General features: G+C 71.8%; 25 protein-coding genes. 19 read left to right on the top strand and 6 right to left on the bottom strand.

Annotated elements, in window-relative coordinates; translation table 11 throughout:
- Positions 1-50: 50 nt before the first annotated feature.
- Positions 51-1,229, bottom strand: coding sequence for a 30S ribosomal protein S6--L-glutamate ligase (rimK, locus tag EDF33_RS08670; RefSeq protein ID WP_123291758.1), 1,179 nt, complete (start codon positions 1,227-1,229; stop codon positions 51-53).
- A gap of 347 nt (positions 1,230-1,576) precedes the next feature.
- Between rimK and EDF33_RS08665 the strand changes: the two genes are divergently transcribed.
- From EDF33_RS08665 to EDF33_RS08655, 3 genes are read left to right on the top strand one after another with little or no spacing between them, the layout of a single operon-like run.
- The gene (locus EDF33_RS08665; RefSeq protein ID WP_131921427.1) at positions 1,577-2,053 is read left to right on the top strand and encodes a hypothetical protein; all 477 of its coding nucleotides are present in this window, start codon (positions 1,577-1,579) and stop codon (positions 2,051-2,053) included.
- The gene (locus EDF33_RS08660) at positions 2,050-2,682 is read left to right on the top strand and encodes an RES family NAD+ phosphorylase (protein ID WP_132099824.1); all 633 of its coding nucleotides are present in this window, start codon (positions 2,050-2,052) and stop codon (positions 2,680-2,682) included. Before EDF33_RS08665 ends, EDF33_RS08660 begins: the two co-directional genes overlap by 4 nt.
- Before the next feature lie 33 nt (positions 2,683-2,715).
- Positions 2,716-3,198: a RimK/LysX family protein gene (locus EDF33_RS08655; protein WP_131921425.1), complete on the top strand. Its 483-nt coding sequence runs from the start codon at positions 2,716-2,718 to the stop codon at positions 3,196-3,198.
- 118 nt (positions 3,199-3,316) lie between these two features.
- On the opposite strand, the gene EDF33_RS08650 is transcribed toward EDF33_RS08655, so the two are convergent.
- Positions 3,317-4,210, bottom strand: a complete 894-nt coding sequence (locus EDF33_RS08650; RefSeq protein WP_207895464.1) for a hypothetical protein — start codon at positions 4,208-4,210, stop codon at positions 3,317-3,319.
- Between the two features lie 119 nt (positions 4,211-4,329).
- A complete protein-coding gene (locus EDF33_RS08645; RefSeq protein WP_131921424.1) occupies positions 4,330-4,890 on the bottom strand; it encodes a TetR/AcrR family transcriptional regulator in 561 nt (186 codons plus the stop codon).
- A gap of 23 nt (positions 4,891-4,913) precedes the next feature.
- Between EDF33_RS08645 and EDF33_RS08640 the strand changes: the two genes are divergently transcribed.
- Entirely contained in the window at positions 4,914-6,167 is a 1,254-nt protein-coding gene (locus EDF33_RS08640; RefSeq protein WP_165918762.1) for an MFS transporter, read from the top strand.
- Here the strand turns inward: EDF33_RS08640 and EDF33_RS08635 are convergent.
- Positions 6,073-6,411: a YciI family protein gene (locus EDF33_RS08635; RefSeq protein WP_123939330.1), complete on the bottom strand. Its 339-nt coding sequence runs from the start codon at positions 6,409-6,411 to the stop codon at positions 6,073-6,075. The genes EDF33_RS08640 and EDF33_RS08635 overlap by 95 nt on opposite strands.
- A 147-nt stretch (positions 6,412-6,558) precedes the next feature.
- On the opposite strand from EDF33_RS08635, the gene EDF33_RS08630 reads away from it, so the two are divergent.
- The 5 genes from EDF33_RS08630 (at position 6,559) to EDF33_RS08610 (ending at position 11,527) form a co-directional block, all read left to right on the top strand.
- Positions 6,559-7,233, top strand: a complete 675-nt coding sequence (locus EDF33_RS08630) for a peroxiredoxin-like family protein (RefSeq protein WP_123939331.1) — start codon at positions 6,559-6,561, stop codon at positions 7,231-7,233.
- A gap of 10 nt (positions 7,234-7,243) precedes the next feature.
- A complete protein-coding gene (locus tag EDF33_RS08625; RefSeq protein ID WP_228505808.1) occupies positions 7,244-8,518 on the top strand; it encodes a sensor histidine kinase in 1,275 nt (424 codons plus the stop codon).
- Positions 8,500-9,204, top strand: a complete 705-nt coding sequence (locus EDF33_RS08620; RefSeq protein ID WP_131921422.1) for a response regulator transcription factor — start codon at positions 8,500-8,502, stop codon at positions 9,202-9,204. The genes EDF33_RS08625 and EDF33_RS08620 overlap by 19 nt, the downstream gene beginning before the upstream one ends.
- A 368-nt stretch (positions 9,205-9,572) precedes the next feature.
- Entirely contained in the window at positions 9,573-10,454 is an 882-nt protein-coding gene (locus EDF33_RS08615; protein ID WP_123341174.1) for an ATP-binding cassette domain-containing protein, read from the top strand.
- Complete coding sequence (locus EDF33_RS08610) at positions 10,451-11,527, top strand: ABC transporter permease (protein ID WP_132099822.1); 1,077 nt, start codon at positions 10,451-10,453, stop codon at positions 11,525-11,527. The genes EDF33_RS08615 and EDF33_RS08610 overlap by 4 nt, the downstream gene beginning before the upstream one ends.
- 122 nt (positions 11,528-11,649) lie before the next feature.
- Here the strand turns inward: EDF33_RS08610 and EDF33_RS08605 are convergent, their stop codons facing one another.
- Both EDF33_RS08605 and EDF33_RS08600 read right to left on the bottom strand, forming a co-directional pair.
- On the bottom strand, positions 11,650-12,153 hold the full coding sequence (locus EDF33_RS08605; RefSeq protein ID WP_123673676.1) for a flavin reductase family protein: 504 nt from the start codon (positions 12,151-12,153) through the stop codon (positions 11,650-11,652).
- Positions 12,150-12,665: an NAD(P)H-dependent oxidoreductase gene (locus EDF33_RS08600; protein WP_131880358.1), complete on the bottom strand. Its 516-nt coding sequence runs from the start codon at positions 12,663-12,665 to the stop codon at positions 12,150-12,152. The genes EDF33_RS08605 and EDF33_RS08600 overlap by 4 nt, the downstream gene beginning before the upstream one ends.
- Before the next feature lie 632 nt (positions 12,666-13,297).
- Between EDF33_RS08600 and EDF33_RS08595 the strand changes: the two genes are divergently transcribed.
- From EDF33_RS08595 to EDF33_RS08550, 10 genes are read left to right on the top strand one after another with little or no spacing between them, the layout of a single operon-like run.
- The gene (locus EDF33_RS08595) at positions 13,298-14,479 is read left to right on the top strand and encodes a sugar ABC transporter substrate-binding protein (RefSeq protein ID WP_132099821.1); all 1,182 of its coding nucleotides are present in this window, start codon (positions 13,298-13,300) and stop codon (positions 14,477-14,479) included.
- Entirely contained in the window at positions 14,476-16,089 is a 1,614-nt protein-coding gene (locus EDF33_RS08590; RefSeq protein ID WP_243692411.1) for a sugar ABC transporter ATP-binding protein, read from the top strand. Before EDF33_RS08595 ends, EDF33_RS08590 begins: the two co-directional genes overlap by 4 nt.
- The gene (locus EDF33_RS08585; RefSeq protein ID WP_123341179.1) at positions 16,089-17,126 is read left to right on the top strand and encodes an ABC transporter permease; all 1,038 of its coding nucleotides are present in this window, start codon (positions 16,089-16,091) and stop codon (positions 17,124-17,126) included. Before EDF33_RS08590 ends, EDF33_RS08585 begins: the two co-directional genes overlap by 1 nt.
- 55 nt (positions 17,127-17,181) lie before the next feature.
- The gene (gene rutA, locus EDF33_RS08580) at positions 17,182-18,282 is read left to right on the top strand and encodes a pyrimidine utilization protein A (RefSeq protein ID WP_131846595.1); all 1,101 of its coding nucleotides are present in this window, start codon (positions 17,182-17,184) and stop codon (positions 18,280-18,282) included.
- Complete coding sequence (locus tag EDF33_RS08575) at positions 18,279-19,190, top strand: carbon-nitrogen hydrolase family protein (RefSeq protein WP_132099820.1); 912 nt, start codon at positions 18,279-18,281, stop codon at positions 19,188-19,190. Before rutA ends, EDF33_RS08575 begins: the two co-directional genes overlap by 4 nt.
- Positions 19,187-20,848 (top strand): amidase, encoded by a 1,662-nt coding sequence (locus tag EDF33_RS08570; protein ID WP_132099819.1) that lies wholly within the window; start codon positions 19,187-19,189, stop codon positions 20,846-20,848. Before EDF33_RS08575 ends, EDF33_RS08570 begins: the two co-directional genes overlap by 4 nt.
- A 43-nt stretch (positions 20,849-20,891) precedes the next feature.
- The gene (locus EDF33_RS08565) at positions 20,892-22,349 is read left to right on the top strand and encodes an MFS transporter (protein WP_165918761.1); all 1,458 of its coding nucleotides are present in this window, start codon (positions 20,892-20,894) and stop codon (positions 22,347-22,349) included.
- Between the two features lie 46 nt (positions 22,350-22,395).
- The gene (locus EDF33_RS08560) at positions 22,396-23,019 is read left to right on the top strand and encodes an isochorismatase family protein (RefSeq protein WP_131846591.1); all 624 of its coding nucleotides are present in this window, start codon (positions 22,396-22,398) and stop codon (positions 23,017-23,019) included.
- Positions 23,016-23,660, top strand: a complete 645-nt coding sequence (locus tag EDF33_RS08555; RefSeq protein ID WP_132099817.1) for a TetR-like C-terminal domain-containing protein — start codon at positions 23,016-23,018, stop codon at positions 23,658-23,660. The genes EDF33_RS08560 and EDF33_RS08555 overlap by 4 nt, the downstream gene beginning before the upstream one ends.
- Positions 23,657-24,475, top strand: coding sequence for a GntR family transcriptional regulator (locus EDF33_RS08550; protein ID WP_131880348.1), 819 nt, complete (start codon positions 23,657-23,659; stop codon positions 24,473-24,475). The genes EDF33_RS08555 and EDF33_RS08550 overlap by 4 nt, the downstream gene beginning before the upstream one ends.
- Positions 24,476-24,488: the final 13 nt, after the last annotated feature.

Here is a 24,488-nt window from a genome sequence, read left to right as displayed (position 1 = left end):
CTTCCTCATTTCACCTGTGTGTGCAGTCCGGCTCGGCTGGACGCGCGGTGTCAGGCGTCCTTCGGGAGCTTCCGGATCTTGCTGCGACGGCGTCGACGGTCCGGCACCATCGAGCGCATCTCCTCGAGCTTGCCGAAGCAGAGCAGCCGGTCACTGGCCTGCAGCTCGACGCCACTGCGCGGGTTCGGGATGACGGTCGCGCCCCGGTGCAGGGTCAGCACGGTGATGTCCCGGTCCCACAGTCCCGACTCCTTGATCGTCTTCCCGACCAGGTCGGCGTTGGTGTGCACGAGCAGCTCGGCGACGCCGTAGCCCGTCGACACACTGAGCCGCTGGCGCACGTCGATCTCGGGGAAGGCCACCTGGTTGCCGATGAAGTCGATGATCGCGCCGGCGACGTCCAAGCCCGTCGCACGCTCGATGCCCTCGAGCCCCGGTGACGAGTTGACCTCCATCACGAGCGGACCGTCGTTGCCCTCGAGCATGTCGACACCGGCGACCTTGAGCCCCATGATCTGCGCCGACCGGACCGCGACCGCCTCGTACTCCGGCGACAGCGTGACCTTCTCGACGGTGCCGCCACGGTGCACGTTGGAGCGGAACTCGTCCCCCGACGCCGTCCTGCGCATCGCGGCCACCACCCGGTCGCCGACGACGAGGGCGCGGATGTCACGACCGCGGCTCTCCGAGATGAACGACTGGATCAGGACGTTCTGCTTCGTCGAGTGCAGGGTCTCGACGATCGACTCGGCGACCTTCTCCTCCGGCGCCAGGATCACGCCGATCCCCTGCGTGCCCTCGAGCAGCTTGATCACGACCGGAGCCCCGCCGACCCGTTCGATCGCGCCGCGGACGTCGGCCCGGCTGTTCACGAACGTCGTCGCGGGCATGCCGATGTGGTGGCGGGACAGGATCTGGTTCGCCCGGAGCTTGTCGCGGGAGTTCGTGATGCCCGTCGCGGTGTTCGGCGTGTACACGTCCATCTGTTCGAACTGCCGCACCACCGCGGTGCCGTAGTAGGTGATCGAGTTGCCGATCCGGGGCAGCACCGCGTCGTAGTCGGACAGGAGCTTGCCGCGGTACAGCAGGTCCGGGTCCTCGCCGGACAGGTCGATCGCGAAGCGCAGCGTGTTCAGCACCTTGACGTCGTGGCCGCGGTCGAGCGCCGCAGCACGGAGGCGCTGGGTCGAGTACGCCTGCGGGGCGCGGGACAGGATGGCGAGTTTCATCGAGGGGTTCTCCGCGGGGTGGGATCGACGGCGACGGTCCATCCAAGCACGCCCGCGCCGTGATGCCGCCGACCGCCTTGCAGAGCGAGCGCGTTGTACTCTTTTGACGCGTGTGCGGTACGCTGGATTGACTGATCGGACGGTGCGCAATGACGAAGAACCAGCACGGTCTCCGGGCGACCCGGAGCAACCGGACCCCTCGACTCGCAGGGTCCGGACGGTCGACGTCGCGGCGACCCGCGTCGTCCGAGTGGCGTGTCCGATCGCGCAGACCGTCCTCGACCGAGGCGGTCGCGCCACCGACCACGACCTCCACCGGTCCGGCCGACGACCTCAGGGATCGCCTCGTGGCCGCACTCCTGCGGCACGTCGACCTGATCGACCTCGCCGAGGTCGAGCGGGTGAACGGATCGATGGACGCCGTCGCGGAGCGGATGCTCGCCAGCATCCCCGGCGCCGATGTGCTCGACGACCGCGTCGGACCGTTCTACGACACTGCCGGCCTGCGGAAGTGGTTCCAGATGAGCCGGCAGACCCTCGATGCGCAGGCCAAGGTCGGCGACGTGCTCTGCGTGCTGTCGGCCGACGGCTTCCGGCTCTACCCGTCGTTCCAGTTCGATGCACGGGGCATCCTGCTGCCACGGTTGCGCGACGTCCTGGCCGGCCTGGACCCCGACCGGGTCGACCCCTGGGGCGATGCCGTGTGGCTGAACGCGCCGGCGGACGAACTCGACGGACTCACGCCGGCCCAGGCGCTCCGGACGGACCGTGCGGACGAAGCGGTCCGTCTCGCCGCACTCGCCGGATCGTTCCGACTCGGATGACCACGGTCGCACGCACCGACGTCGTCCAGACCGCACCACAAGCCGGTCTCGACCTGACCGGCTTCCCCGACGGGGGCAGACTCCCCGCCGAGGTGTTCCGCGCGCACCTCGCCGAGTTCGCGCCCTGGTACTTCGCCAGCCACCCCCACGGCCGCTTCAACCTCCGGGAACCGAACGGCACGTGCTGCTTCGCAGCCGCGGCCTCGACCGCTGTCCGAGAGTTCTTCGGCCCGAAGGTCCGCCGCAACGAAGTGAGCGCTGCCGACGCTGCCGCCCTCCGCGTCTCGACGATCCCCCCGCCGTCCGATGCGAGCTCCGCCCACGTCAGCGGCGCGGGCGCTGCACGCTTCGGGGTCACGAGCGAACTCACGACCATGGGCGACTACGCCGTGACGCAGGCATGGGCCGAGCTGTTCAAGGACCGGGTCGATGCGCTCCGCTACGACTCGCGGTTCGACCCGGGGGGCGAGGCGTGGGCACTGTTCGGAACCGCGGGGCCGGCACCGTCGCTCGGCGGCGCGACCGCGGTCATCGACGGAGCACGTGGGGCCGAGGCAGCCGGCGTCTCGGTGCTGCCCGGGCCGCCGCGGAAGAGCGCCGTCCGGATGGTGCCGAACCCGCCCGCCTGACCGGCACAGTCGCGCATGGGACAGGATGGGCACATGGCCCGTGCTCCGAAGTCCCCCGACGGCGGGCTCGTCGTCGCCGGCTGGCGCGAGTGGGCCGGCCTGCCGGACCTCGGGCTGCCGTGGATCAAGGTCAAGCTCGACACCGGTGCACGCAGCTCGGCACTGCACGCGTTCGACCTCGAAGAACTCCCGGGCGACCGGGTCCGGTTCTCGGTGCACCCATGGCAGGACACCGATGCCGACGCCGTCACGATCGAGTGCGACGTGCACGACCGGCGCATCATCCGCAGCTCGACCGGGCACACCCAGGAGCGCATCGTCGTGCTCACCACGATCACCCTGGCCGGGCGCGCCGTCGTGTCCGAGGTCACCCTGAGCAACCGCGACCAGATGGGGTTCCGGATGCTCGTCGGGCGCGAGGCCCTGCGGCAGGGCTTCCTCGTCGATCCTGCGAGGTCCTTCATGGCCGGTCGGGCGCCGAGGGAGATCCGGCGCCGCAACCGCGGGCGAGCCTGAGCGCTGCTCGCCAGGCGGCACGGGCCGTGGGCGCGACCGGTCGGCGGCCTGGAGGCGCGGTGCGGGGCCGCCACGGGCCTCCCGTCCGCCTCGGCGACCGCCCAGGGCGCGGGCTGGGTCAGCGACCGAGGTGACGGCCGAGGAAGGCGAGTTGCTGCGGTGCCAGGCGGCGCCAGTAGCCGTGCGTGTGGGCGCCGGGCTCGAAGCCCCCGGCGGGCGGCGTCGCGAAACCGTCGACGTAGGCGTGCGCCGCCGGAGCGAACCCGTCACCGTTGCCGCAGTCGACACGGACGGCGACCCCGTCGAGCGCGCGCTGCCGACCGAGGACCGTGTTCGCACGGAAGTCGGCCGCGTCGTCGAAGGCTCCGCGGGCGGTGTCCGCTGCTGACGTCCAGAGCGCCGGACTGATCGCCGACACGGCGCGGACGCGGGACGCACCGAGCACCCCGCCGAGCCGGAGGGCGCCGAACCCGCCCATCGAGTACCCGGTCAGCGCGAGCCGGTCGGTGTCGAATCCGCGCCGCGCGATCCGGGGCAGGAACTCGTCGACGACCATCGCCGCGGGGTCATCCCCGTCGGAACGGTGGTGCCAGTAGCGGTTGCCGCCGTCGATCGAGGCGATCGCGAACGGAGCGCCGCCACCCGTGATGTGCGCCGCGAGGAACCGGTCCCAGCCGAGCGCCCGCCCGAAGAACGCCGAGTGGTCGTCGCCGTAGCCGTGCAACGCGACGGCCACCGGCAGCGGGGTGTCCGACTCCGGAGCGGCGATGGTCCACCCGACGGTCCGTCCCTTCCGCGCGGTCGACACGAAGGTGCCGGAGACCGAGGGGACCGGGTCGACGTCGGGGATCGTGCCGTCGGCACCGTTGAGCCCGAGCACGCGGTACATCGTCGACCGACCCGGCAGCAGGTCGAGGTTCACCGCCTCGGCGGCTGCACCCGCGGCGACGATGCCGACTCCCCCGATCAGCAGCGACCGACGGGTGATCGTCGACGCACGCGGACGGGTCATCCGAGGGGCACCGTTCCGTCAGAGGTCACGCGCTGCATCACGAGGATCGGGGAGAGTCGCTGCACACCGGGCAAGGTACCCAGCGCAGCGTCGGAGAACCCCGGGGCGCTGACGAGCGGTCAGGCTGCTGCGACGAGCGCCGCAGCGACCGCACGCGCCGTCGCCGTGCCGACCGACGGATCGCGCAGGCGCATCGCGAGGTACCCGGAGACGACGAGCAGCAGCTGGTCAGCCAGGGCCCCGGCGCGCTCGCCGACGACGGGCGCGGCACGTTCGGTCAGCCGGCTCCGGAGCGCACCGGTCTCGCGGTCGAGCACGTCGTGCACCTCGGCTGGGGCGTCCGCGTACTCAGCAGCGGTCCCGAGGAACGCGCACCAGCGCGAGCCGGCGGTGGTCGACCGGTAGTCGTCCAGCGCGTCGAACACCGCGAGCAGACGACCACGGTCGTCCGGAGCCGCGTCGACAGCGCGGTCCCACGTGGCGAGCCAGTCATCGTGCCGCCGATCGAGGGCCGCGGCGACCAGGGCTTCCTTGCTCGCGTACCCGCGGTAGAGCGTGGCGCTCGAGATCCCGGCACGGTCGAGCACGGCGTCGATCGGGGTGGCGGCGATGCCCCGCGTGAAGAAGAGCTCCTCGGCCGCGTCGAGCAGCCGCTGCTCGGTTCCTGGACGCATCGCCATGCAAGCACCCTAGGCTCTCAAAAGTGAAACGATCGTTTTCGTTACGACAGTGGGTGTTCCTCGGCAGCGGGCTGGCCCTGATCGCCGCGACGTACGGGCTGGTCCGCCTGGCGTTCGGGCTCTTCCTGCCCGACGTCCAACGCGACCTCGGCCTGCGCCCGGACGCCGCCGGGTGGGTCTCCTCGGGGGCCTCGGCGATGTACTGCGTCGGCGCGGTGGTCGGGTTCCTGGTCGCCGCACGCGTCCCCCGGGTGCTCGTCGCCGCAGCCGCCGGAGTCGCCGGGGTCGGTGCGCTCGCGATGGCGGCGGCGCCGGGGCCGTGGTCCTTCGGGATCGCCGCCGTGGTCGCGTCGACCGGGGCGGGGCTGGCGTCGCCGGCCCTCGTGCAGCTCGTGTCGCGCACGGTGCCGGGGTCCGTGCAGGGGACGGCGCAGGCGGTCGTCAACTCGGGGACCGGTCCGGGGCTGGTCGCCGCGGGGGCGCTCGCACTCGTGCTCCTGCCCGACTGGCGGACGGCCTGGGCGTGGTCCGGGGTCTTCGCACTCGTCGTCGGCGTCGTGCTGCTGGTGGTGTCCCGTGGGAGCGGGTCCGGCGGTGACCGGCCAGCCGCACCCGGGACGGCGTGGTTCGCGGCGCACCGACGGGTCATCGCGCTCGCGCTGCTCTTCGGTGCCGGATCGGCGGTCGTGTGGACCTACGGCCGCTCCGCGCTGGTCGACGCGGGCGCGCCCGTCGTGGTGTCGGTGTCGGCGTGGATCGCGCTCGGGGTCGGCGGTGCTGCGGTCGCCGTGACGGCTCGGTGGACGAGCGGACTCCGCGCGCGGACGCTCTGGGCGGTGACCGCGGGCGCCGTGGCGGTGGCCGTCGTCGCACTCGGGCTCGCGCCGCAGTCCACGGCGGTGGCGATGCTGGCGTGTGCGGTGTTCGGCTGGGGCTACACGGCGGCGACCGGCGCGTTGATCGCCTGGACGACCGAACTCGACGCTGCGCGGTCGTCGGCCGGGACGTCGGCGCTCTTCGTCGCGCTCGTGCTCGGTCAGGCCGTGGGAGCGGCGGCGTCGGGCGCACTCGTCGGCACGGCGGGCTACGCGGCGACGTTCGTGGTCGGGGCGCTCGTCACGGCGGCGAGCGCCGTGCTCGCCGTGGTCGGGAAGCGGAGCGGGCCGGGGAGCGGTGCCCGCGTCACAGCAGCGGACGCAGCTCGATCTTCCGGTTGCACGCCTGCGACGCCTCGTGCGCCACACGGAGCGCCGTCTCGGCGTCCGGCAGCTCCATGACCCAGAAGCCCGCGACGAACTCGGCGCTGTCGGCCACCTGTCCGGGCGTGGTGTCCGAACCGCCGCCACGGGCGTCGACGACGGTGCCGTCGCCGGGGGCGGACACCCCGGCGGCGAACACGACGGCGGTGCCCAGGCGTTCGTTCAGGGCATCGACCGCAGTGGCCTCGGCCTGGGTGGCGGACTCCGTGCGACCGGCGGCGTCGGCCTGCCCGTCGTCGATGACGTTGACGAGGAACTGCATGGTGACTCCCCTGCTCGTTGGCGGGAGGATACTCCCCGACCACCCGGTTCCGTGACGCTCCGTGACGAGCGACGGGACCGCGAGCCCCGGGACGTGCCTACGCTCCCTCCGACGGCGACCCGGCCGCCCACGACCACGGAGTACCCGATGCCCCACGACACCATCGCTCGTCGAGTCGACGAGTTCAACGACGGCTTCACCGCGCAGATCGGCCCCGAGCTCAGCGCCGTGTTCGATCGGGAACAGGCCGACCTGCGTGCCGACGGCGTCCCCGACGGTGTCCTCGCCGTCGGGGACGACGCCCCGGACGCTCCACTGCTGGACGCGACGGGCGCCGCCACGTCACTGGGCGCCGCGCGTGGTGACACGCCGACCGTGATCGTGTTCTACCGCGGCGCCTGGTGCCCGTACTGCAACCTCACGCTCCGCACCTACCAGCAGGAGTTGCTCCCCGCGCTGCAGGGACGCGGGGCACGACTCGTCGCCGTCTCGCCGCAGACCCCCGAGGGCACCGAGCAGTCGATCGCGAACGGCGAGCTGGCATTCCCGGTCCTGTCCGACCCGGAGAACGTGCTCGCCGGTCGGTTCGGCGTCGTCACGGCGCCGAGCACTGAGGCACGAGCAGCCCACACGGAGCTCGGGTTCGACGTCGCCGACAGCAACGCCGACGGAACCGCCGCGATCCCGTTCCCGTCGGTCTTCGTCATCGACGAGCACGGTGTCGTCCGGTTCGTGGACGTGCACGTCGACTACACGACGCGCACCGAGGTCACGACGGTCCTCGCGGCCCTCGACGGCCTGGACGGGGGCGGCACCCGCTAGCGTTTGCTGCATGGGGACGACAGCGGAGTGGTCACGGCTGCCCGTGGGGCGCCGCGAGCACCGCCAGGACGCCGTGCTCGCCCTGGTGCTCGCCGCCGGCCTGACGATCACCACCGTCCTGTACGGGGCGTCCGGCATCTACGGCGACGACCAGGCGGCCTGGTGGGTCTCGGCCCTGATGATCGTCGCGAACGCGGTCCCGATCGCGTTCCGTCGCCGGTTCCCGATGTCCGCTGCAGTGTTGTCCGCGCTGGCGTTCGCGGCCACGCAGCTCCTGCACGTGCCCGAGGTGTTCCTGGTCAACTTCACCCTGTTCATCTCGCTGTACTCCGTCGGTGCATGGTGCGCCGACCGGGTGCGGGCCGAGGTGGTCCGGTGGGTCGTCATCGGCGGGATGTTCGCGTGGCTGTTCCTCGCGATCTCGTTCGGCTGGGCGGTACCGAACGCACTGCCCAACGACGACGGCGCCCTCATCCCGCCGTACATCGCGTACTCGCTGCTGAACATCGTGATCAACGTCATCTACTTCGGCGCCGCCTGGTACGCGGGCAACCGGGCCTGGGCCTCGGCCGTCGCCCGACACCAGCTCGACGAGCGCACCGCGGAGCTGGCAGCCGAACGGGAGCGCAGTGCTGCCCAGGCCGTGACGATCGAGCGGGTCCGGATCGCCCGCGAACTGCACGACGTCGTCGCGCACCACGTGTCCCTGATGGGCGTGCAGGCCGGCGCTGCCCGACGGGTCATCGACCGTGATCCCGCGCAGGCGACGGCATCGCTCGGCGTGGTGGAGGAGAGCGCGCGCACGGCTGTCGAGGAACTCCGGCGGATGCTCGGCACCCTGCGGTCGGCGGACGAACCGGGCACCGGTGACCGCGGTGTCGGGGACGCTCCGAGCACCGAGGGCATCGCACGCATCGTCGAGCTCGCCGAGTCCGCTCGGGTCGCCGGTCACCCGACCGAGTACGTGGTCGTGGGCAACGAGCGTCCCGTGCCGCCGACGGTCGCCGCCGTCGCGTACCGGATCGTGCAGGAGGCCGTGACGAACGTCCTGAAGCACGCTGGGCCCACCGCCCGCGCCGACGTCCGGCTCAGGTACCTCGACGACGGGCTCGAGGTCGAGGTCACCGACGACGGGCACGGTGACCGTGCTGCGCGGAACCCGTCGGGCAGCGGCCTCGGGCACATCGGCATGCGGGAGCGGGTCGCAGCCGTGGACGGACGGATCGAGATCGGGCCACGCGCCCGGGGAGGCTACCTGGTGCGGGCATGGCTGCCGACGACGTGAACGAGACGAACGACCCGAACGGCGCGACCGACCTGACGATCGTGCTCGCAGACGATCAGGAGCTGGTGCGGGCCGGGTTCCGCGTGATCCTGGAGTCCGAGCCGGGGTTCCGGGTGATCGGCGAGGCCCCCGACGGCGCCCGTGCGGTCGAGGCCGTCCGGGCCCTGCGCCCCGACGTGGTCTGCCTCGACGTGCAGATGCCCGGCGTCGACGGACTCGAGGCCGCTCGGCGGATCGCAGCGTTGCCGGACCCGCCGGCGGTGCTCATCCTGACGACGTTCGACAGCGACGACGCACTGTTCCACGCACTCGAGGCGGGTGCCAGCGGCTTCCTGCTGAAGAACGCCTCCCCCGAACGGCTGATCGACGCCGTCCGGACCGTCGCCGCCGGGGACGCCCTGCTCGCGCCCGACGTCACGCGCCGGGTGATCAGCCGTGCGACCGCCGCACCGGTGGCGAGCGCGCGGACCGCGGACGGCGCGCTGGCAGCCGCCGGACTCACCGAGCGCGAGACCGAAGTGCTCCGGCTGCTCGCCCGGGGCCTCAGCAACGCCGAGATCGCCGCCGAGCTGTACGTCGGTGACGCCACCGTGAAGACCCACGTGTCGAACGTGCTGCAGAAGCTCGCGCTGCGCGACCGCATCCAGGCGGTCGTCTGGGCGTTCGAGCACGGCGTCGCCGGCTGACCGAGCCCGACTCGCCGACCGGCCGCCGCCGCGAAGTCCGACGTTCCACGAGACGTTCGACGCGTGGAACGTCGGAAGATGCACACGCATTGCGTGCGGGTGCATGTTCCGACAGAACGTGAGTCGTTCGACGCGTGGAACGTCGGAAGATGCACATGCATCCGGCACCGCGCCGCACCGCACCGCACCGCACCGCACCGCACCGAGCCACACCACGGCACCGCGGGACGACGCAGCCCACCCGCCCCCTCCCCCGCGCGGTGGAGCCGACCACCCACCCAAGTCCCGCCGGATGGCGGAGGCGCCCCGTGCCTCCCGGCCAATAGCGTCGACGCAGGCGGCGCAGGCCGTCGCGAGAGGGGTACGACATGCTCACCATCGAAGGGGTGACCAAGCACTTCGGCGACCGCCGGGTGCTCGACGACGTGGGGTTCACGGTCGGCAACGGCCGCCTCACCGGGTTCGTCGGCGGCAACGGCGCCGGCAAGACGACCACCATGCGGATCATGCTCGGCGTGCTGCAGGCCGACGCGGGATCCGTCTCGATCGACGGCACCGCGGTCCGGCCCGCCGACCGCCGCCGCTTCGGCTACATGCCCGAGGAACGCGGGCTGTACCCGAAGATGCCGGTGGCCGAGCAGATCACCTACATGGCCCGGTTGCACGGCGTCGACAAGCGCGCGGCGACCACGCGGACCACCGAGCTGCTCGAACGACTCGAGCTGACCGGCCACGCCGACGATGCCGTCGAGAAGCTGTCGCTCGGCAACCAGCAGCGGGTGCAGATCGCCGCGGCCCTGGCCCACGATCCCGAGGTGCTGGTGCTCGACGAGCCGTTCTCGGGCCTCGACCCGATGGCCGTCGACACCGTGCTCGGCGTCCTGCGCGAGACCGCGGCGCGCGGGGTCCCGGTGCTGTTCTCGAGCCACCAGCTCGACGTCGTCGAACGGCTCTGCGACGACGTCGTCGTGATCGCGGGCGGCACCATCCGTGCCGCCGGCCCGCAGGACGAACTCCGCAAGCAGGCCGGGCCCGCCGCCTGGGAGCTGCTGGTCGACGGCGACGTCGCCTGGCTCCGCGACGAGCCCGGTGTGACGGTCCGCGAGTTCGACGGCGGCTACGCCGTCTTCGAGGCCGACCCGTCCACCGCCCAACACGTCCTGCAGCGGGCCGTCCAGCAGGGAACCGTCGGGTCGTTCGCCCCGCGGGTCCCGCGGCTCAGCGAAGTCTTCCGGGAGGTCATCCGATGAACGACTCCTTCGTGCAGGCCGTGCGGCTCGTCTCCGCACGCGAGATCCAGGCACGCATCCGCAGCAAGGCCTTCGTGGTCTCCGCCCTCATCCTGATCGGCATGGTCGTCGCGTCCATCGTGGTCGGCGGCATCGTCGGCAAGGCCACCGCCGACGACACCACGCCGGTTGCCGTGGTCGACAGCGTCTCGCTGCCCACCACGAGCGGGCTCGACGTCACGAAGTCCGGTTCCGTCGCCGACGCGGAACGGCTCGTGCAGAACGGCGACGTCGACGCGGCGATCGTGCCGTCCGACGACCCGCTCGGCTACAAGGTCGTCGGCCTCGACGAAGCCCCGACCGACGTCGTCTCCGCGCTGAGCGTCACACCGCGGATCGAACTGCTCGACCCGGACGCGCTGCCCGGCGGACTCGTCTACCTCATCGCCATCGCGTTCGGCGTCGTGTACTTCGCCTCGGCCGTGACCTTCGGCCAGTCCATCGCGCAGAGCGTGGTCGAGGAGAAGTCGACCAGGGTCGTGGAGATCCTGATGTCCGCGATCTCGGCCAGGGCGCTGCTCGCCGGCAAGGTCCTCGGCAACAGCGTGATGGCGTTCGCGCAGATCGTCGCCGTGGCCATCGCCGCCGTCGTCACCCTGGCGGTCACCGGGCAGGACAACATGTTCTCGATGCTCGGCCCGAGCATCCTGTGGTTCGTCGGGTTCTTCGCCGTCGGCTTCGTGCTCATCGCGTCGCTGTTCGCCGCGGCGGCCGTGCTCGTGTCGCGTCAGGAGGACGTCGGCAGCGTCACCACGCCGGTGATGATGCTCGTGATGATCCCGTACATCCTGATCATCGTCGCGTACAACAACCCGACCGTGCTCGGCATCATGTCGTACGTGCCGTTCAGTGCACCGATCGGCATGCCGATGCGGATCTTCCTCGGCACGGCCGAGTGGTGGGAGCCGATCCTGTCGCTCCTGATCGTGGTCGCCGCGGTGGTCGTCGTCGTGCTGGTGGGCGCCCGCGTCTACGAGAACGCGCTGCTGCGGACGGGCAGTCGCGTGAAGCTGACGGAGGCGCTGCGCGGCTGACGCCGCGGTGTGGACGGGAGGCCCGGATCACGTGAGCAGATCGGCTCACGTGATCCGGGCCTCCTGTCCGTTGCCCGGTGCCAGCCCGGCAGGCAGCGTCGGTCCGGCACGCAGCGCGCCGATCAGGCGCTCAGCGTCGCGAAGGCGGACCGGTGCCAGACCAGCGGGCTGTGCGCGAAGTCGGACATGAGTCCGAGTACCCGGAGCACGACGATGTCGTGGTCGCCGGCCGGGTAGGTGTGCTCGACCGAGCACTCCAGCCAGATCGGCGCCCCCTGCAGGAAGACCGCTCCCGTGTCGGCGACCGTCGTGTCGACCCCGACGAACCGGACCGACTTGTCGCGTGAGGCGAGCTGCCGCGTGACCTGCGCGTGCCCCTCGCCGAGGATCGAGACGCCGATCGTGCCGGCGTCGCGGAGCACCGGCCACGTGGTCGAGGTGTGCTGCACGGCGAACATGACCAGCGGTGGGTCCTGCGAGACCCCGACGGTGAACGACGACGCGACGAGCACGGTCGGTTCGCCGTCCACGACGGCGGACAGTGCGGCGACACCGCACGGGAAACCCGAGAACGCCTGCTTGAGTGCGGAGAGGTCCGGGGCCTCGGTGGAGTAGGGGCTGATCATGACGCGGTTCCTTCCTGGTGGCTGGCGGTCGCACCGAGGACGACGTCCCGCCAGCGGGCGAGCCAGACGTCGGTCGATGCGGGGTCCGAGTACTGCTTGTCGTTCAGGTACAGGGCGGGGGCGGGGACGGTCGCGCCGAGTTCGACCAGCACCGGTTTGAGGAAGACCTCCGGGGCGAGCGCGTGGGCCGGACCGGCACCGAGCATGAGCGGTACCGCGACGACGCCGGCGAGCCCGTCTCCGGTGCCGAACTGATCGAGGAACAGCTTGAGCACACCGGTGTAGGTCGCCTTGAACGTCGGCGACGCGACGACCACGAGGTCGGAGCCAGCGACGGTCCGGACGGCGTCGGACACCGCCGTGTCGCCCCAGCCGAGCAGGCCGGCGCCGAGGTCGATGACGTCGACGACGTGGTCGGGGGCGCGACCGGTGAGGCGTTCGAGCACGACCGTCGCGGCGTCGAGCGTCCGTGAGGCCGGCTTGGGGTTGCCGGCGACGACGGTGGTGATCATCGGGGTGCTCCTGTCGTGGTGGTTGGTGCTGCGGTCGTTGGTGCTGCGGGTCGTTGGTGCAGTCCACCGCTCGTTCGTTTCGCCGTCGTGCCGGATCCGTATCGGCTGGGTTACGCCAGCGACCCTCGGACCGGCAACGCCGGAATGTCCCGGTCAGCCGGGCTGTGCTTCCGGGGGCCCCGGGCATTCCGCCAGCCGCCGTGCACGGCCGTCGCCTGCGAATTGTGAGAGCGCCGTTACCGGAAGTCGCCTCGGATGCGTCCGGCGTGTTTCGCCCCGCCGTCGCCGCCCCGTCACCGCCCGGATCCGCGCGTGCACAGGCCTCGGTGGCGCAGTCGTCCCCCGCGGAACCACGCGGCGGACGCCCCGCGCGCACCAGCGCGACGGGTGGCCTAACACCAGCGAAACAAACGCCTAACAGGACCGTTACCGGGCGACCGCCTGCTGGCTCCCCACTGCCGTTACATTCGCATCAGCCCCACTGCAGCGGCCGGCGTCACCCCGACGCCCCGCCGCCGGTGAACGTCTCCCGGCTCCCTGCACACGCCACCCCGCGCCGCGGGGTGTTCGTCGTACCCGCTGCAGCTTCCCCGCACCTTCCCTGCTCCACCCGTCCAGGAGGTCCCCGACCGATGTCGTCCCCCGCACCGTCCCGAACGCGTCTCCCCCGCCCCGCGCTCCTCGCCGCCGCACTCTCCGGCGTGCTGTTCCTGTCCGCCTGCTCGGCCACCTCGACCGCGTCGACGAGCTCCGGTGACGACACCGCCGGGGTCGAGCACGCCACGAGCCAGATCAAGGCGGCCAGCGTCGACCCCGAGTTCACCTTCGAGGGCGAGCCCTTCGACATGTCGGGGATCGCCGGCAAGACGATCTTCAACATCCCGAACTCGTCCGCCGTCCCCTTCATCACCGCGGTCGACGAGGCCGGCGAGAAGGTCGCCGAGCAGTACGGCGCGAAGTGGATGGAGTACACGAACCAGGGCACGCCCACCGAGCACTCCGCCGGCATCGACCAGGCGATCAGCCGCGGCGCCGACATCATCGTGCTGGCGCAAGGCGTCAACGGTGAACTCATCGTCCCGGCGCTGAAGCGTGCGAAGGCCGCGGGGATCCCCGTGCTGATCAGCCACACCTACCAGACCGGCGAGGCGCTGCCGGACCAGCTGCAGGACCTCGTCGCCGCGCAGGTGACCGCCCCGTTCCACGAGGCCGCGAAGCTCAACGCCGACTGGGCCATCAAGGAGACGAAGGGTCAGGGCGACGTCCTGATCATCACGTCCTCCGAGGTCCCCCCGTCCGACGGCATCGTCAAGGCGATGCAGGACGAGTTCGAGGCGCAGTGCGACGGCTGCAGCGTCAAGGTGACGAACGTGCCGGTCGCCGACTGGGCGACGAAGATCTCGTCGACGGTGCAGTCCGCCGTGCAGTCCAACCCGAACCTCGACTACGTGCTGCCGGTCTACGACTCGATGACCCTCTACGTCGAGGCCGGCGTGACCGCGGCTGGCAAGACCGGCCAGGTGTTCACCTCGTCGTACAACGGCACCCCCGCCGTGCTGAAGATCCTGCAGGACGGCAGCGTCCTCACGATGGACATCGGCGAGAACATGGAGTGGCTCGCGTACGCGACGCTCGACCAGGCCGGCCGCGTCCTGACGGACACCCCGATCATCGAGGACGGCGACGAGAAGACCCCGCTCAAGGTCTTCACGAAGGACAACGTCGACGAGACCGGCACCCCGCCGGCGCCGAGCAAGGGCTACGGCGACGCGTACAAGACCGGGTACGAGGCCATCTGGGGCGCGGCCGAGTGACCGCCGTGCCGGTGCTGCGGATCAGCGGACTCACGAAGCGCTTCGGCGGACTGACCGCACTCGACGACGTCGACCTCGAGGTCCTGCCGGGCCAGGTCCACGCGCTCCTCGGCGAGAACGGCTCCGGCAAGTCGACCCTCATCAAGATCCTGTCCGGCACCTACGCGCCGGAGCCGGGAGCGACGATCGAGGTCCGTGGCGCCCGACTGCCACTGCCGGTGCCGCCCGGGTACTTCCGCCGCGTCGGGATCAGCTTCGTCCACCAGGACCTCGCGCTCGTCCCGTCCCTGGGCGTGACCGAGAACCTGCGGCTCGCGACCGTCGTGGCCGGCCGGGGCCCCTTCGTCCGCTGGGGCGCCGAGCACCGCGCCGCCGCCGAGCTGTTCGCGCGGTACGGGGTCGACATCGACCCCCGTGCACGGATCGACGAGCTCTCCGACACCCAGAAGGCGCTCGTCGCGATCCTGCGGGCCGTCGCCGAACTCGGTGACGACCGCGCGCTCATCGTGCTCGACGAGCCGACGGTGTTCCTGCCGAAGGAGGACGCCGACCTGCTGTTCCGGGTCGTCAAGGACCTCGTCGCGGACGGCCGCACCTCGGCACTGCTGGTGTCGCACGACATGTCGGAGGTCCTCGAGCACGCCGACCGGGTCACCGTCCTGCGGGCCGGCCGGGTCCAGGCACACCGTGACACCGCCACGACGACGGCCGAGGAACTCGTCGCGCTCATCGTCGGACGCGGGCTCGACGGCGCCGCCGCCAGGACCCCTCGGCCGGCGACCACCGGTGACGCCGTCGTGGCGGTCCGCGACCTCCGGGTCGGTGTCGTCGACGGCCTGTCGTTCGACGTCGCCGACGGCGAGGTCGTCGGCATCACCGGCCTCGCCGGCTCCGGGGTCGAGGACGTGCTGCCCGGCCTGTACGGCGCACGACCCGCGACCGGATCGCTCACCGTGCGGGACGACGGGGTGCAAGCCGCCCCGATCGACCTGACCCGGGTCTCGCCCGGTTCCTCCATCGCCCGCCGTGTCGTGTACGTCCCCGCCGACCGCAAGCGCGAGGGCGGGGCGCTCACCCTGTCCGTCGAGCAGAACGTCACGCTCCCCGTCCTCGGGAAGCTCCGAGGGCTGCTCGGCCTCTCCCCCGCACGGGAACGGTCGCACGTCGCGGGACTCGTCCGTGACTACGACGTCCGACCCGCCGACCCGTCCGCCCTGTTCGGCACGCTGTCCGGCGGCAACCAGCAGAAGGCCGTCCTGGCGAAGTGGATGCAGGACGACCCCCGGCTCGTGCTGCTGCAGGAACCGACCCAGGGCATCGACGTCGGCGCCCGCGCGGCGATCTTCTCGATGCTCCGCCGGAGTGCGGAGCAGGGCGTCGCCATCGTCTGCGCGTCCACCGACTACGACCAGCTCGCGCAGCTGTGCGACCGCGTCGTCGTCCTCGCCCACGGCCGCGTGCACGACGTGCTGACCGACGAGCGTGTCGACCGCGACGTCATCGCGGCCGCCGTCGTGGCGAGCCTCGTCGACGCGGCCGAACCCGCCGCTCCGTCCCCTGTTGCTCCGTCCCCTGCTGCTGTTCCCTCCCTCGTCAAGGAGAACGCCTGATGTCCACCACCGCCGACCCCGTCCTCGAGACCTCGATCGTCCGTCCGACCCGCCCGCGCTTCTCATGGGGGCACACCGAGCGGTACGCCCTGCTCGGTGCCTGGCTCGTCATCGTCATCGCGTTCAGCATCGCGCTGCCCGACACCTACCCGACCCTCGGCAACCTGCAGAACATCCTCGGGTCCCAGTCGGTGCTGCTCATCCTGGCGCTCGGGTTCCTCTTCCCGCTGACCGCGGGCGAGTTCGACCTGTCCGGCGCCTCGACGATGTCGCTCTCCGCCATGACCATCGCCGTGCTCAACGCGAAGATGGACGTCCCGCTCGTGCCCGCGATCGCCGCCGGTCTCGTCATCGGCGTCGTGGTCGGGCTCGTCAACGGCCTGCTCACCGTCGGGTTCCGCATCGACTCGTTCATCGTCACGCTGGGCACCTCGACGTTCATGATCGGGATCATCCAGTGGATGAGCGCCTCGTCGTCGGTGACGGGCATCGACCCCGCGCTCGTGCAGGCCACGGTCGGGTGGCGCGGGCTCGCCGGGCTGCCGCTGGCGTTCGTGTACGGCCTCATCGCCACCGTCGTCGTCCTGGTCGTGCTGAGCGCCACCCCGGTCGGCCGACGGCTGTTGTTCGTCGGCACCGGTCGCACCGTCGCCGAACTGTCCGGGCTGAACGTGCGACGGCTCCGGGTCGGTGCGTTCGTCGGCGCCGGCCTCACCGCCGCGGTCGCCGGGGTCGTCTACGCCGGCACGCTCGGCGGCGCGGACCCGTCGAGCGGACAGTCGTTCCTGCTCCCGGCGTTCGCCGCCTGCTACCTCGGCGCGACCGCCATCATCCCGGGCCGGTTCAACGCGATCGGCACCTTCATCGCCGTGTACTTCCTGTTCTCCGGGGTCGTCGGCCTGCAGATGCTCGGCGCGGACAACTTCGTGCAGCAGCTGTTCTACGGCGGCGCCCTGATCGTCGCCGTCGCCGTGTCGCAGACCATCCGGCGGCACTCCGTCGCGACCGCCGCCAAGGCCGCCGCGAAGCGTTCCTGACCCACCTCGTCCTCTCCCACCCTGCTCGACACCCACCACAGAAAGCGAGTCCCCCATGGACATCGGAGTTTTCATCCCGATCGGCAGCAACGGCTGGCTCATCTCCACCACGTCGCCCCAGTACAAGCCGTCCTTCGACCTGAACCTCGAGATCGTGCAGAAGGCCGAGGCGTACGGCTTCGACTTCGCGCTGTCGATGATCAAGCTGCACGGGTACGGCGGCCCGAGCGGGTTCTGGGACGAGAACCTCGAGTCGTTCACGCTGATGGCCGGTCTCGCCGCCCGCACCGAGCGGATCCGCCTGTTCGCCACCACCGCGGTCCTGACGATCCCGCCGGCGATCGCGGCGCGCATGGCGGCGACGGTCGACTCGATCTCGCACGGTCGCTTCGGCCTGAACCTCGTCGCGGGGTGGCAGAAGGCCGAGTACGACCAGATGGGTCTGTGGCCCGGCGACGACGTGCACTTCAAGCGCCGCTACGCCTACCAGACCGAGTACATGCAGGTCATGAAGGAGCTGTGGGAGCACGGCGAGTCCGACTTCAAGGGCGACTACTTCACGATGAACGACTGCAAGATGCTGCCGAAGCCGACCGGACACATCCCGATCGTCTCGGCCGGCCAGTCGTCGCAGGGCATGGCGTTCGCCGCCCAGTACTCCGACTACAACTTCTCGATGGGCGTCGGCGTGAACACCCCGACCGCCTACGCCGACCAGAACAAGGCCCTCATCGAGGCGCGGGCGAAGACCGGTCGTGACGTCGGCTCGTACGTGCTGTTCATGATCATCGCCGACGAGACCGAGGAGGCCGCCCAGGCCAAGTGGGCGCTCTACAACGACGGCGTCGACGTCGAGGCGATCTCGTGGATGACGGGCCAGGCGCTCACCGACACCGAGGGTGAGGAGGGCAACACCGCCAAGCGGATCTCCCTGCCCGAGGGCGCCGTGAACATGAACATGGGCACGCTGGTCGGCTCGTACGAGCAGGTCGCTGCGATGCTCGACGAGGCCGCCGTCGTCGAGGGCACGAAGGGCATCATGGTCGTGTTCGACGACTTCCTGCAGGGCATGGACGACTTCGGCACCCGCATCCAGCCGCTGATGCGCACCCGCGAGGGCGTGGAGTCCGTTGCTCCGAGCGCGGTCACCGCATGAGCGCCGCAGGGAGCCGACCGGTCATCGAGGTCGCGGTCGTGCAGGCCGGACAGACCCCGGCCGACGGCGACGTCGCGCTCGACGAGCTCATCGCCCTGTTCGAACAGGCGGCCGAGGGCGCCGACCTCGTCGTGTTCCCCGAGCTCTGCACCACGCCCTACTTCTGCGGCGTGGTCAACGACAGCCGCAAGGCCTGGGCGCAGCCCGTCCCCGGCCCCGCAACCGCACGGTTCGCAGCGGCGGCGAAGCGTCTGGGCACCGCCGTCGCCTTCGGCCTGTACGAGGACGCGGGCGACGCGCAGTACAACAGCGCCGTGCTCATCGACGCCGACGGCACGCTCGTGCACGGCACCGACGTGCACGGCGAGCAGGTGGCGTCGTACCGCAAGACCTCGATCCCGACCAACGCGATCTCCGACGTCGACGAGAAGCACTACTTCGCCGCCGGCTCCGGGCCGGTCGTGTTCGACGCGCTCGGCACCCGCTTCGGGATGCTCATCTGCTACGACCGGAGCTTCCCGGAGTACTGGCTCGCATCGCGGGCCGCCGGTGCCGAGGTGATGCTCGTGCTCGTGTCGTCGATGGGCTTCCGCGAGACCCTGTTCACCCAGGAACTGCAGGTCCGCGCGCTCGAGACGCAGACCTGGATCGTCGCCCCGAACCGCGGTGGCGAGGAGACCGTCGACGGCAAGACCGTGAGCTACTTCGGTCGGTCGTCGGTCGTCTCACCGCGGGGCGACCTGGTCGTCTCGGCACCGGCCCACCAGGCGGGGCCGATCATCCGGGCCACCATCGACGTCGGCGAGGTCGCCGCGGCACGCCACGACTTCCCGCTCGGACGCGACCGCCAGCCCGGGGTGTTCCGGTACCTCGCCGACGCCCACGCACCGGCGGCGGTCCCCGCGTGACGGACGTCGCCGCCGTGGTCCGCGGCACCATCGCCCCGCAGCTCGACCGGGCGCTGGCCGCCAGCCGCGCGAACCCGCTGCCGGCAGCCCCGTCGTCGCTGCGCGCGGAACCGGCACACAGTGCGCAGCTGTTCGGCCGGCTCCTGGGCGCAGCGATCGAGGCGGCCCCGGCCGTGGCGGCGACACCGGGCACGGCCGCCGACACGACCCCGGCCCGGCCCGCAGACGCGCCGTCGGCGTCCCGCCCCGCCGCTGCCACGGTCGTCGAGCTCCTCGACGCCTACCGTTCCGGCACCACCACCCCGTCCGCCGTCCTGGCCGCACTCGCCCCGCACTGGACGAGCGACGACGTCTGGTCAGACGCGGTCCTGCGCCTGGTGGACGGGGCCGAGGCAGCCGCCGCCGAGTCCACCCGCCGCTGGGCGGACGACGAGGCCCGGCCGCTCGAGGGCATCCCGTTCGCCGTGAAGGACATCATCGACGTCGCGGGGACGATCGTCACGAGCGGCTCGCTCCAGACCGGCGACCGTGTGGCCCCGGCCGACGCGACCGTCGTGGCCCGACTCCGTGCAGCCGGCGCGATCCCCGTGTTCACGGCGGCCACGACGGAGTTCGCCTGCGGGGGGCCGCACAACGCCCGCTACGGTGCCGTGCGGAACCCCTGGGACCCCGAGCGGTGGACCGGTGGCTCGTCGACCGGGTCGGGTTCGGCGCTCGCCGCCCGGATCGTCCCGTTGGCGCTCGGATCGGACACCGGCGGGTCGATCCGCGTGCCGTCCGCACTCTGCGGCACCACCGGGATCAAGCCGACGTACGGCCTCGTGCCGCGCACCGGGGTCGCGAGCCTGTCGTGGACCCTCGACCACGTCGGACCGATGGCCCGCTCCGCCGAGGACCTCGCGCTCGTCCTGGCGGTCATCGCCGGGTCCGACGGCGAGGACCCGACGACGTTCACCGCCGTCCCGCTCATCGAGGCGGCACCGGAACGGGTCGAGGGGCTCCGCATCGGGGTGCCGCGCGGCTGGTTCACCGAACGCGTCGACACCGCGGTGCTCGACGCCCACGCCGCCGCGACCGAGCAGTTCCGCGCCCTCGGAGCGACCCTCGTGCCGATCGAGTTCGACGATCTCGAGTCGATCGACGCGGAGTGCTGGACCGTCTTCTACGGCGAACTCGCCGCGAACCAGGAGGCCAACGCCGCCACGGCCGACCTGTTCGACGCCGGGACCCGAGCCCGGTTCGACGTGTCGTTCCTGCCGACCGCGGCGGACTACCTCCGGGCGCTCCGCCGCCGCCCGCTCGTGCAGGCCGCGATGGTCGCCCGGATGGACGAGGCCGGCGTGGACGTGGTGCTCACCCCCGGCATCGGGGCCACCGCTCCTCGACTCGACGACCTGACGATGTCCGTCGACGGTGAGCGGTTCAACCTGCACGACGTCATCCCCCGGAACACCCGCCTGTTCGACTACGTGGGGTTCCCGGCGCTGATGATGCCGGCGGGCACCGCGCCCGACGGTCTGCCCGTCGGCGTGCAGCTCGTCGCGCGGCCGTGGGACGACCGCCTGGTGCTGTCCGCGGCCGCCGCCTTCCAGCGGGTCACGACGCACCACCGCCTGGTGCCGCCGTCGTCCGCCGTGCGAGGGCCGACCGATCAGTAGCCGCACCATCGACGAGGGCGCCGCCCGACGACGCGCCTGGCAGGTGCTCTGCGCCTCGAGCCTGAGCGTCGTCCTCGTCTTCATCTCCTCGAGCGCCCTGCTCGTCGCGCTCCCCGACGTCAGCCGCGACCTCGACGCCAGCGCGGTGCAGTCCAGCTGGGTGCTCCTCAGCTACATGCTCACCACGACCACCCTGATCCTGGTCTTCGGACGGATCGCCGACCTCGTCGGTCGGCGCCGCCTGTACATCGCCGGCATCCTCGTCTTCCTGCTCGCCTCGCTCGCGTGCGGGTTCGCCCCGGACGCCGCGGTCCTGCTCGGCGCCCGGCTCGTGCAGGGCGTGGGTGCGGCGGCCATCGTCACGAACACGACCGCACTGCTCACCGACGTCTTCCCGGAGTCGATCCTGTCGCTCGGCCTCGGCCTGAACGCCACCGTCGCCGCGGTGGGTCAGGTCATCGGCCCGGTCGTGGGCGGGCTGGTCGCCGAGTCCTTCGGGTGGCGCTGGATCTTCCTCGCCGGCGTGCCGATCTCGCTCGCCGGACTCGTCTGGTCGCTCCGGTTGATCCCGCACAGCACCCGCCCCCGTTCCGGCGAGCGCCTCGACGTGCCGGGATCGATCCTGTCGGTCGCGGCCGTCGGCCTGCTCGTCGGTGCCGTCTCGATGGGCGGCTCGATCGGCTGGTCGGCGGTGCCCGTCGTGGCGATGGCCTCGGGCGCAGTCGTCCTCGGCGGCGTGTTCGTGTGGACCCAGCGCCGGGTCGCGCACCCCCTGGTCGACCCGGCGATCTTCCGCGACCGTGCCACCATCACCCTGTTCTCCGCAGCTGGGCTCTGCGCCCTGTCCAGCTACGCACTGGTGCTGCTGGCGTCCCTGTCGTTCCAGGCCGTCGACGGCAAGGACGCCGTCGAGGCCGCCCTCTGGGTGCTCCCGACCCCGATCGGCACGACCGTCGCCGCCGTGACCGCGGGGTTCCTCGCCCGTCGCGTGGCCGCCAGGACCCTGTCGACCATCGGCATGCTCCTCATCGCCCTCGGCGCCGCGGTGCTCGCGGTCTCCCTCGCCGACGGCAGCGCCTACGTCGTCACCGCCACCGGCCTCGGCGCGGTCGGGGTCGGGACGGGCGTGTTCATGACGCCGAGCACGTCCGCACTGATGACCCGGGTCCCGGAACACCGACGCGGCATCGCCAACGCCATCCGCTCCGCCCTGCAGAACGCCGGCTTCCTGTTCTCGACGGCCCTCGGACTCGCGATCGCGACGGGCGGCCTGTCCGCCTCCCAGGCGGCAGCCGCCTACGACGGCAGCCTGCTCGGCCTGCCGGCCGGCGACGTCCAGGTGTTCGTCGACGGCGTCCGCGCCGCAGCGCTCACCTTCGCCGGCTGCGCGGCCCTCGGTGCGCTCATCGTCGCGTTCGGTCCGTTCGGACCACCCGACCGGGAGGCATCACTCCGGCCCGACAGGTCGGGTCCGGTCCCCGAGCCGGGGGCGTCCACGTGACCGTCCCCACCCTTGCAACGACCACCCACGACGGAAGCAGGACGCCATGACCGACGACCACCAGGACTACGCGGCGGCCGGGTTCACCGGCGCGCTGCAGCCCGGACGACGCGCTGCGCTCGTCGTCGTCGACCCGGTCCGCGCCTACGTCGACCCCGACTGCGGGCTCTACGCCGGGGTCGAGGAACCCGTCGAGCGGATGCGGGAGCTCACGACCGCTGCCCGCGCCGCCGGGGTGCACGTGGCGATCACCACCATGGCGCTGTCCGCCGACGGGTCGAACGCCGGGGTGTTCTTCCGCAAGGTGCCGGCACTCGCCGCGTACCTGCCGGGGGCGTCCACGGGGGCGTTCGTCGACGGGCTCGAGCCCCAGGACGGGGACACCCTGGTGCCCAAGCAGTACCCGAGTGCGTTCTTCGGCACCTCGCTGGCCGCCGACCTCGTCGCCCGCGGTGTGGACACCCTGTTCATCGCGGGGCTGTCGACGAGCGGGTGCATCCGCGCGACCGCCACGGACGCCATGCAGCACGGGTTCGTCCCGATCGTCGTGCGCGAGGCGGTGGGCGACCGGTTGCCGAGCGTGCACGAGGCGAACCTGTTCGACATCGCCGCCAAGATCGGCGAGGTCTGGAGCATGGACCGGGTCCTCGAGCACTGGGACGCGGCATGAGCCCCGCGACGAGCACGGTGACGAGCACCGCGGCGCCGGTCCGCGGTCGGCCTCGGAGTGCCGCCGTCGGCGAGGCCGTCTACACGGCGTGCGTCGAGATCCTGGCCGAGGGCGACCCGCGCGCGTTCACGATCCGGGCCGTCGCCGACGCGGCCGGGGTGGGGGCGGCGACGATCTACCGGCGGTGGTCGAGCAAGGAGGTGCTGCTCACCGAGACCGTCATCCGGTTGATGGAGGAGCACATCCCCACGATCCAGGACGCCCCGATCGCCGAGGGGGTCCTCGGGCTCACCCGGGGGTGGGTGCACGCCCTGGTCGCGACGCCGGTCGGCCGCGCACTCCCGCTCATCGTGGAGACCGCGTCGCACGAGCCGCGCGTCGCCGAGGCCGTCACCGAGTGGCACCTGGACCGGCGGCTGCGGGTGAACGCGATGCTGCAGCGCGCGATGGACGCCGGCGACCTGCGCCCGGACGTCGACCTCGGCATCGCCGTCGACCTGCTCGGCGGACCGACGTTCTACCGACGCGTGTTCGTCTCGCTCGACATCCAGGCGCCCGACTACCCGGTGCGCCTGGCCCGGGAGTTCCTGCGGTGGGCCGGCTGGACCGGCGACGTCTCGACGGTGGGGGTGGCCTCGTGACCGGGATCGTGCCGGAGGAGTTCGCCCCGACCGCGGCCTGGACCGACATGGGCGTCGGGACGACCCCGTCGGCGCCGGGGCACTGGATCGGGTTCAACCGACGCTCCGATGCGGCGCGCCAGGTGTCCGACCTGATCCGGGCCGACATCGTCGCCGGCCGGTTCACCGGCCCGCTGCCCTACGAGTGGGAGCTGCTCGACCTGTACGGCACGACCAGGAACGTCCTGCGGGCTGCGCTGACGTTGCTCAAGGAACAGCGGCTGCTCACCCGTGCACCGCGATCCGGCACGTTCGGTGTCCGGCCCGTCGCCTCGGTGAGCCTGGCCCGCACCTCCGACGAGGTCACGATCTACGGCGAGACGGCCGGCGGCAGCGTGTTCGAGTCACCCCGGCTCAGCATCGTGCACCTGTGCGTGCAGCAGGTGACCGCGCCGGAGACCGTCCGACGCAACCTGCAGATGACCGGCACCAGCGCGTTCTTCGTCGAGAGCCTCATCTCGTTCGACGGCGAACCGAGCCGGGTCCGGACGAGCTGGGTGCCGCACGAGCGCTTCCCCGACCTGGTCGCCGAACCGCTCACCGAGTACGTGCCGGACGTGCTGGTCCGGAAGGCCGGTGCGCGTCCGGAGGCTCGGCGGCTGCTGCTGAGCACCGTGAACGCCGACCAGTGGACGGCCGACCTGCTCGACATCGACCCCGGGCAGGCGATCTTCCACATCGAGCGGCTGATGTGCCTGGCGGACGGGACGCCCGTCGAGTACGGGTTCTCGCGGTACCGCGGCGACCGGGCGGTGATCGACTCGCGGATCATCTGACGCCGGCGCGGCT

The sequence above is a fragment of the Curtobacterium sp. PhB146 genome (assembly GCF_004342995.1).
GTDB lineage: Bacteria > Actinomycetota > Actinomycetes > Actinomycetales > Microbacteriaceae > Curtobacterium.
Note: the sequence above shows the minus strand (reverse complement) of the source record. Positions and strands in the feature narration are given on the sequence as shown.

What these genes read in the sequence shown, in the direction of transcription:
- EDF33_RS08555 (WP_132099817.1), top strand. Translation starts at nt 23,016, where the DNA reads ATGAGCCCCGCGACGAGCACGGTGACGAGCACCGCGGCGCCGGTCCGC.
- EDF33_RS08655 (WP_131921425.1), top strand. Translation starts at nt 2,716, where the DNA reads ATGGCCCGTGCTCCGAAGTCCCCCGACGGCGGGCTCGTCGTCGCCGGC.
- EDF33_RS08610 (WP_132099822.1), top strand. Translation starts at nt 10,451, where the DNA reads ATGAACGACTCCTTCGTGCAGGCCGTGCGGCTCGTCTCCGCACGCGAG.
- EDF33_RS08585 (WP_123341179.1), top strand. Translation starts at nt 16,089, where the DNA reads ATGTCCACCACCGCCGACCCCGTCCTCGAGACCTCGATCGTCCGTCCG.
- rutA (WP_131846595.1), top strand. Translation starts at nt 17,182, where the DNA reads ATGGACATCGGAGTTTTCATCCCGATCGGCAGCAACGGCTGGCTCATC.
- EDF33_RS08620 (WP_131921422.1), top strand. Translation starts at nt 8,500, where the DNA reads ATGGCTGCCGACGACGTGAACGAGACGAACGACCCGAACGGCGCGACC.
- EDF33_RS08605 (WP_123673676.1), bottom strand. Translation starts at nt 12,153, where the DNA reads ATGATCAGCCCCTACTCCACCGAGGCCCCGGACCTCTCCGCACTCAAG.
- EDF33_RS08560 (WP_131846591.1), top strand. Translation starts at nt 22,396, where the DNA reads ATGACCGACGACCACCAGGACTACGCGGCGGCCGGGTTCACCGGCGCG.
- EDF33_RS08635 (WP_123939330.1), bottom strand. Translation starts at nt 6,411, where the DNA reads ATGCAGTTCCTCGTCAACGTCATCGACGACGGGCAGGCCGACGCCGCC.
- EDF33_RS08660 (WP_132099824.1), top strand. Translation starts at nt 2,050, where the DNA reads ATGACCACGGTCGCACGCACCGACGTCGTCCAGACCGCACCACAAGCC.
- EDF33_RS08650 (WP_207895464.1), bottom strand. Translation starts at nt 4,210, where the DNA reads ATGACCCGTCCGCGTGCGTCGACGATCACCCGTCGGTCGCTGCTGATC.
- EDF33_RS08645 (WP_131921424.1), bottom strand. Translation starts at nt 4,890, where the DNA reads ATGGCGATGCGTCCAGGAACCGAGCAGCGGCTGCTCGACGCGGCCGAG.
- EDF33_RS08595 (WP_132099821.1), top strand. Translation starts at nt 13,298, where the DNA reads ATGTCGTCCCCCGCACCGTCCCGAACGCGTCTCCCCCGCCCCGCGCTC.
- rimK (WP_123291758.1), bottom strand. Translation starts at nt 1,229, where the DNA reads ATGAAACTCGCCATCCTGTCCCGCGCCCCGCAGGCGTACTCGACCCAG.
- EDF33_RS08630 (WP_123939331.1), top strand. Translation starts at nt 6,559, where the DNA reads ATGCCCCACGACACCATCGCTCGTCGAGTCGACGAGTTCAACGACGGC.
- EDF33_RS08600 (WP_131880358.1), bottom strand. Translation starts at nt 12,665, where the DNA reads ATGATCACCACCGTCGTCGCCGGCAACCCCAAGCCGGCCTCACGGACG.
- EDF33_RS08575 (WP_132099820.1), top strand. Translation starts at nt 18,279, where the DNA reads ATGAGCGCCGCAGGGAGCCGACCGGTCATCGAGGTCGCGGTCGTGCAG.
- EDF33_RS08625 (WP_228505808.1), top strand. Translation starts at nt 7,244, where the DNA reads ATGGGGACGACAGCGGAGTGGTCACGGCTGCCCGTGGGGCGCCGCGAG.
- EDF33_RS08615 (WP_123341174.1), top strand. Translation starts at nt 9,573, where the DNA reads ATGCTCACCATCGAAGGGGTGACCAAGCACTTCGGCGACCGCCGGGTG.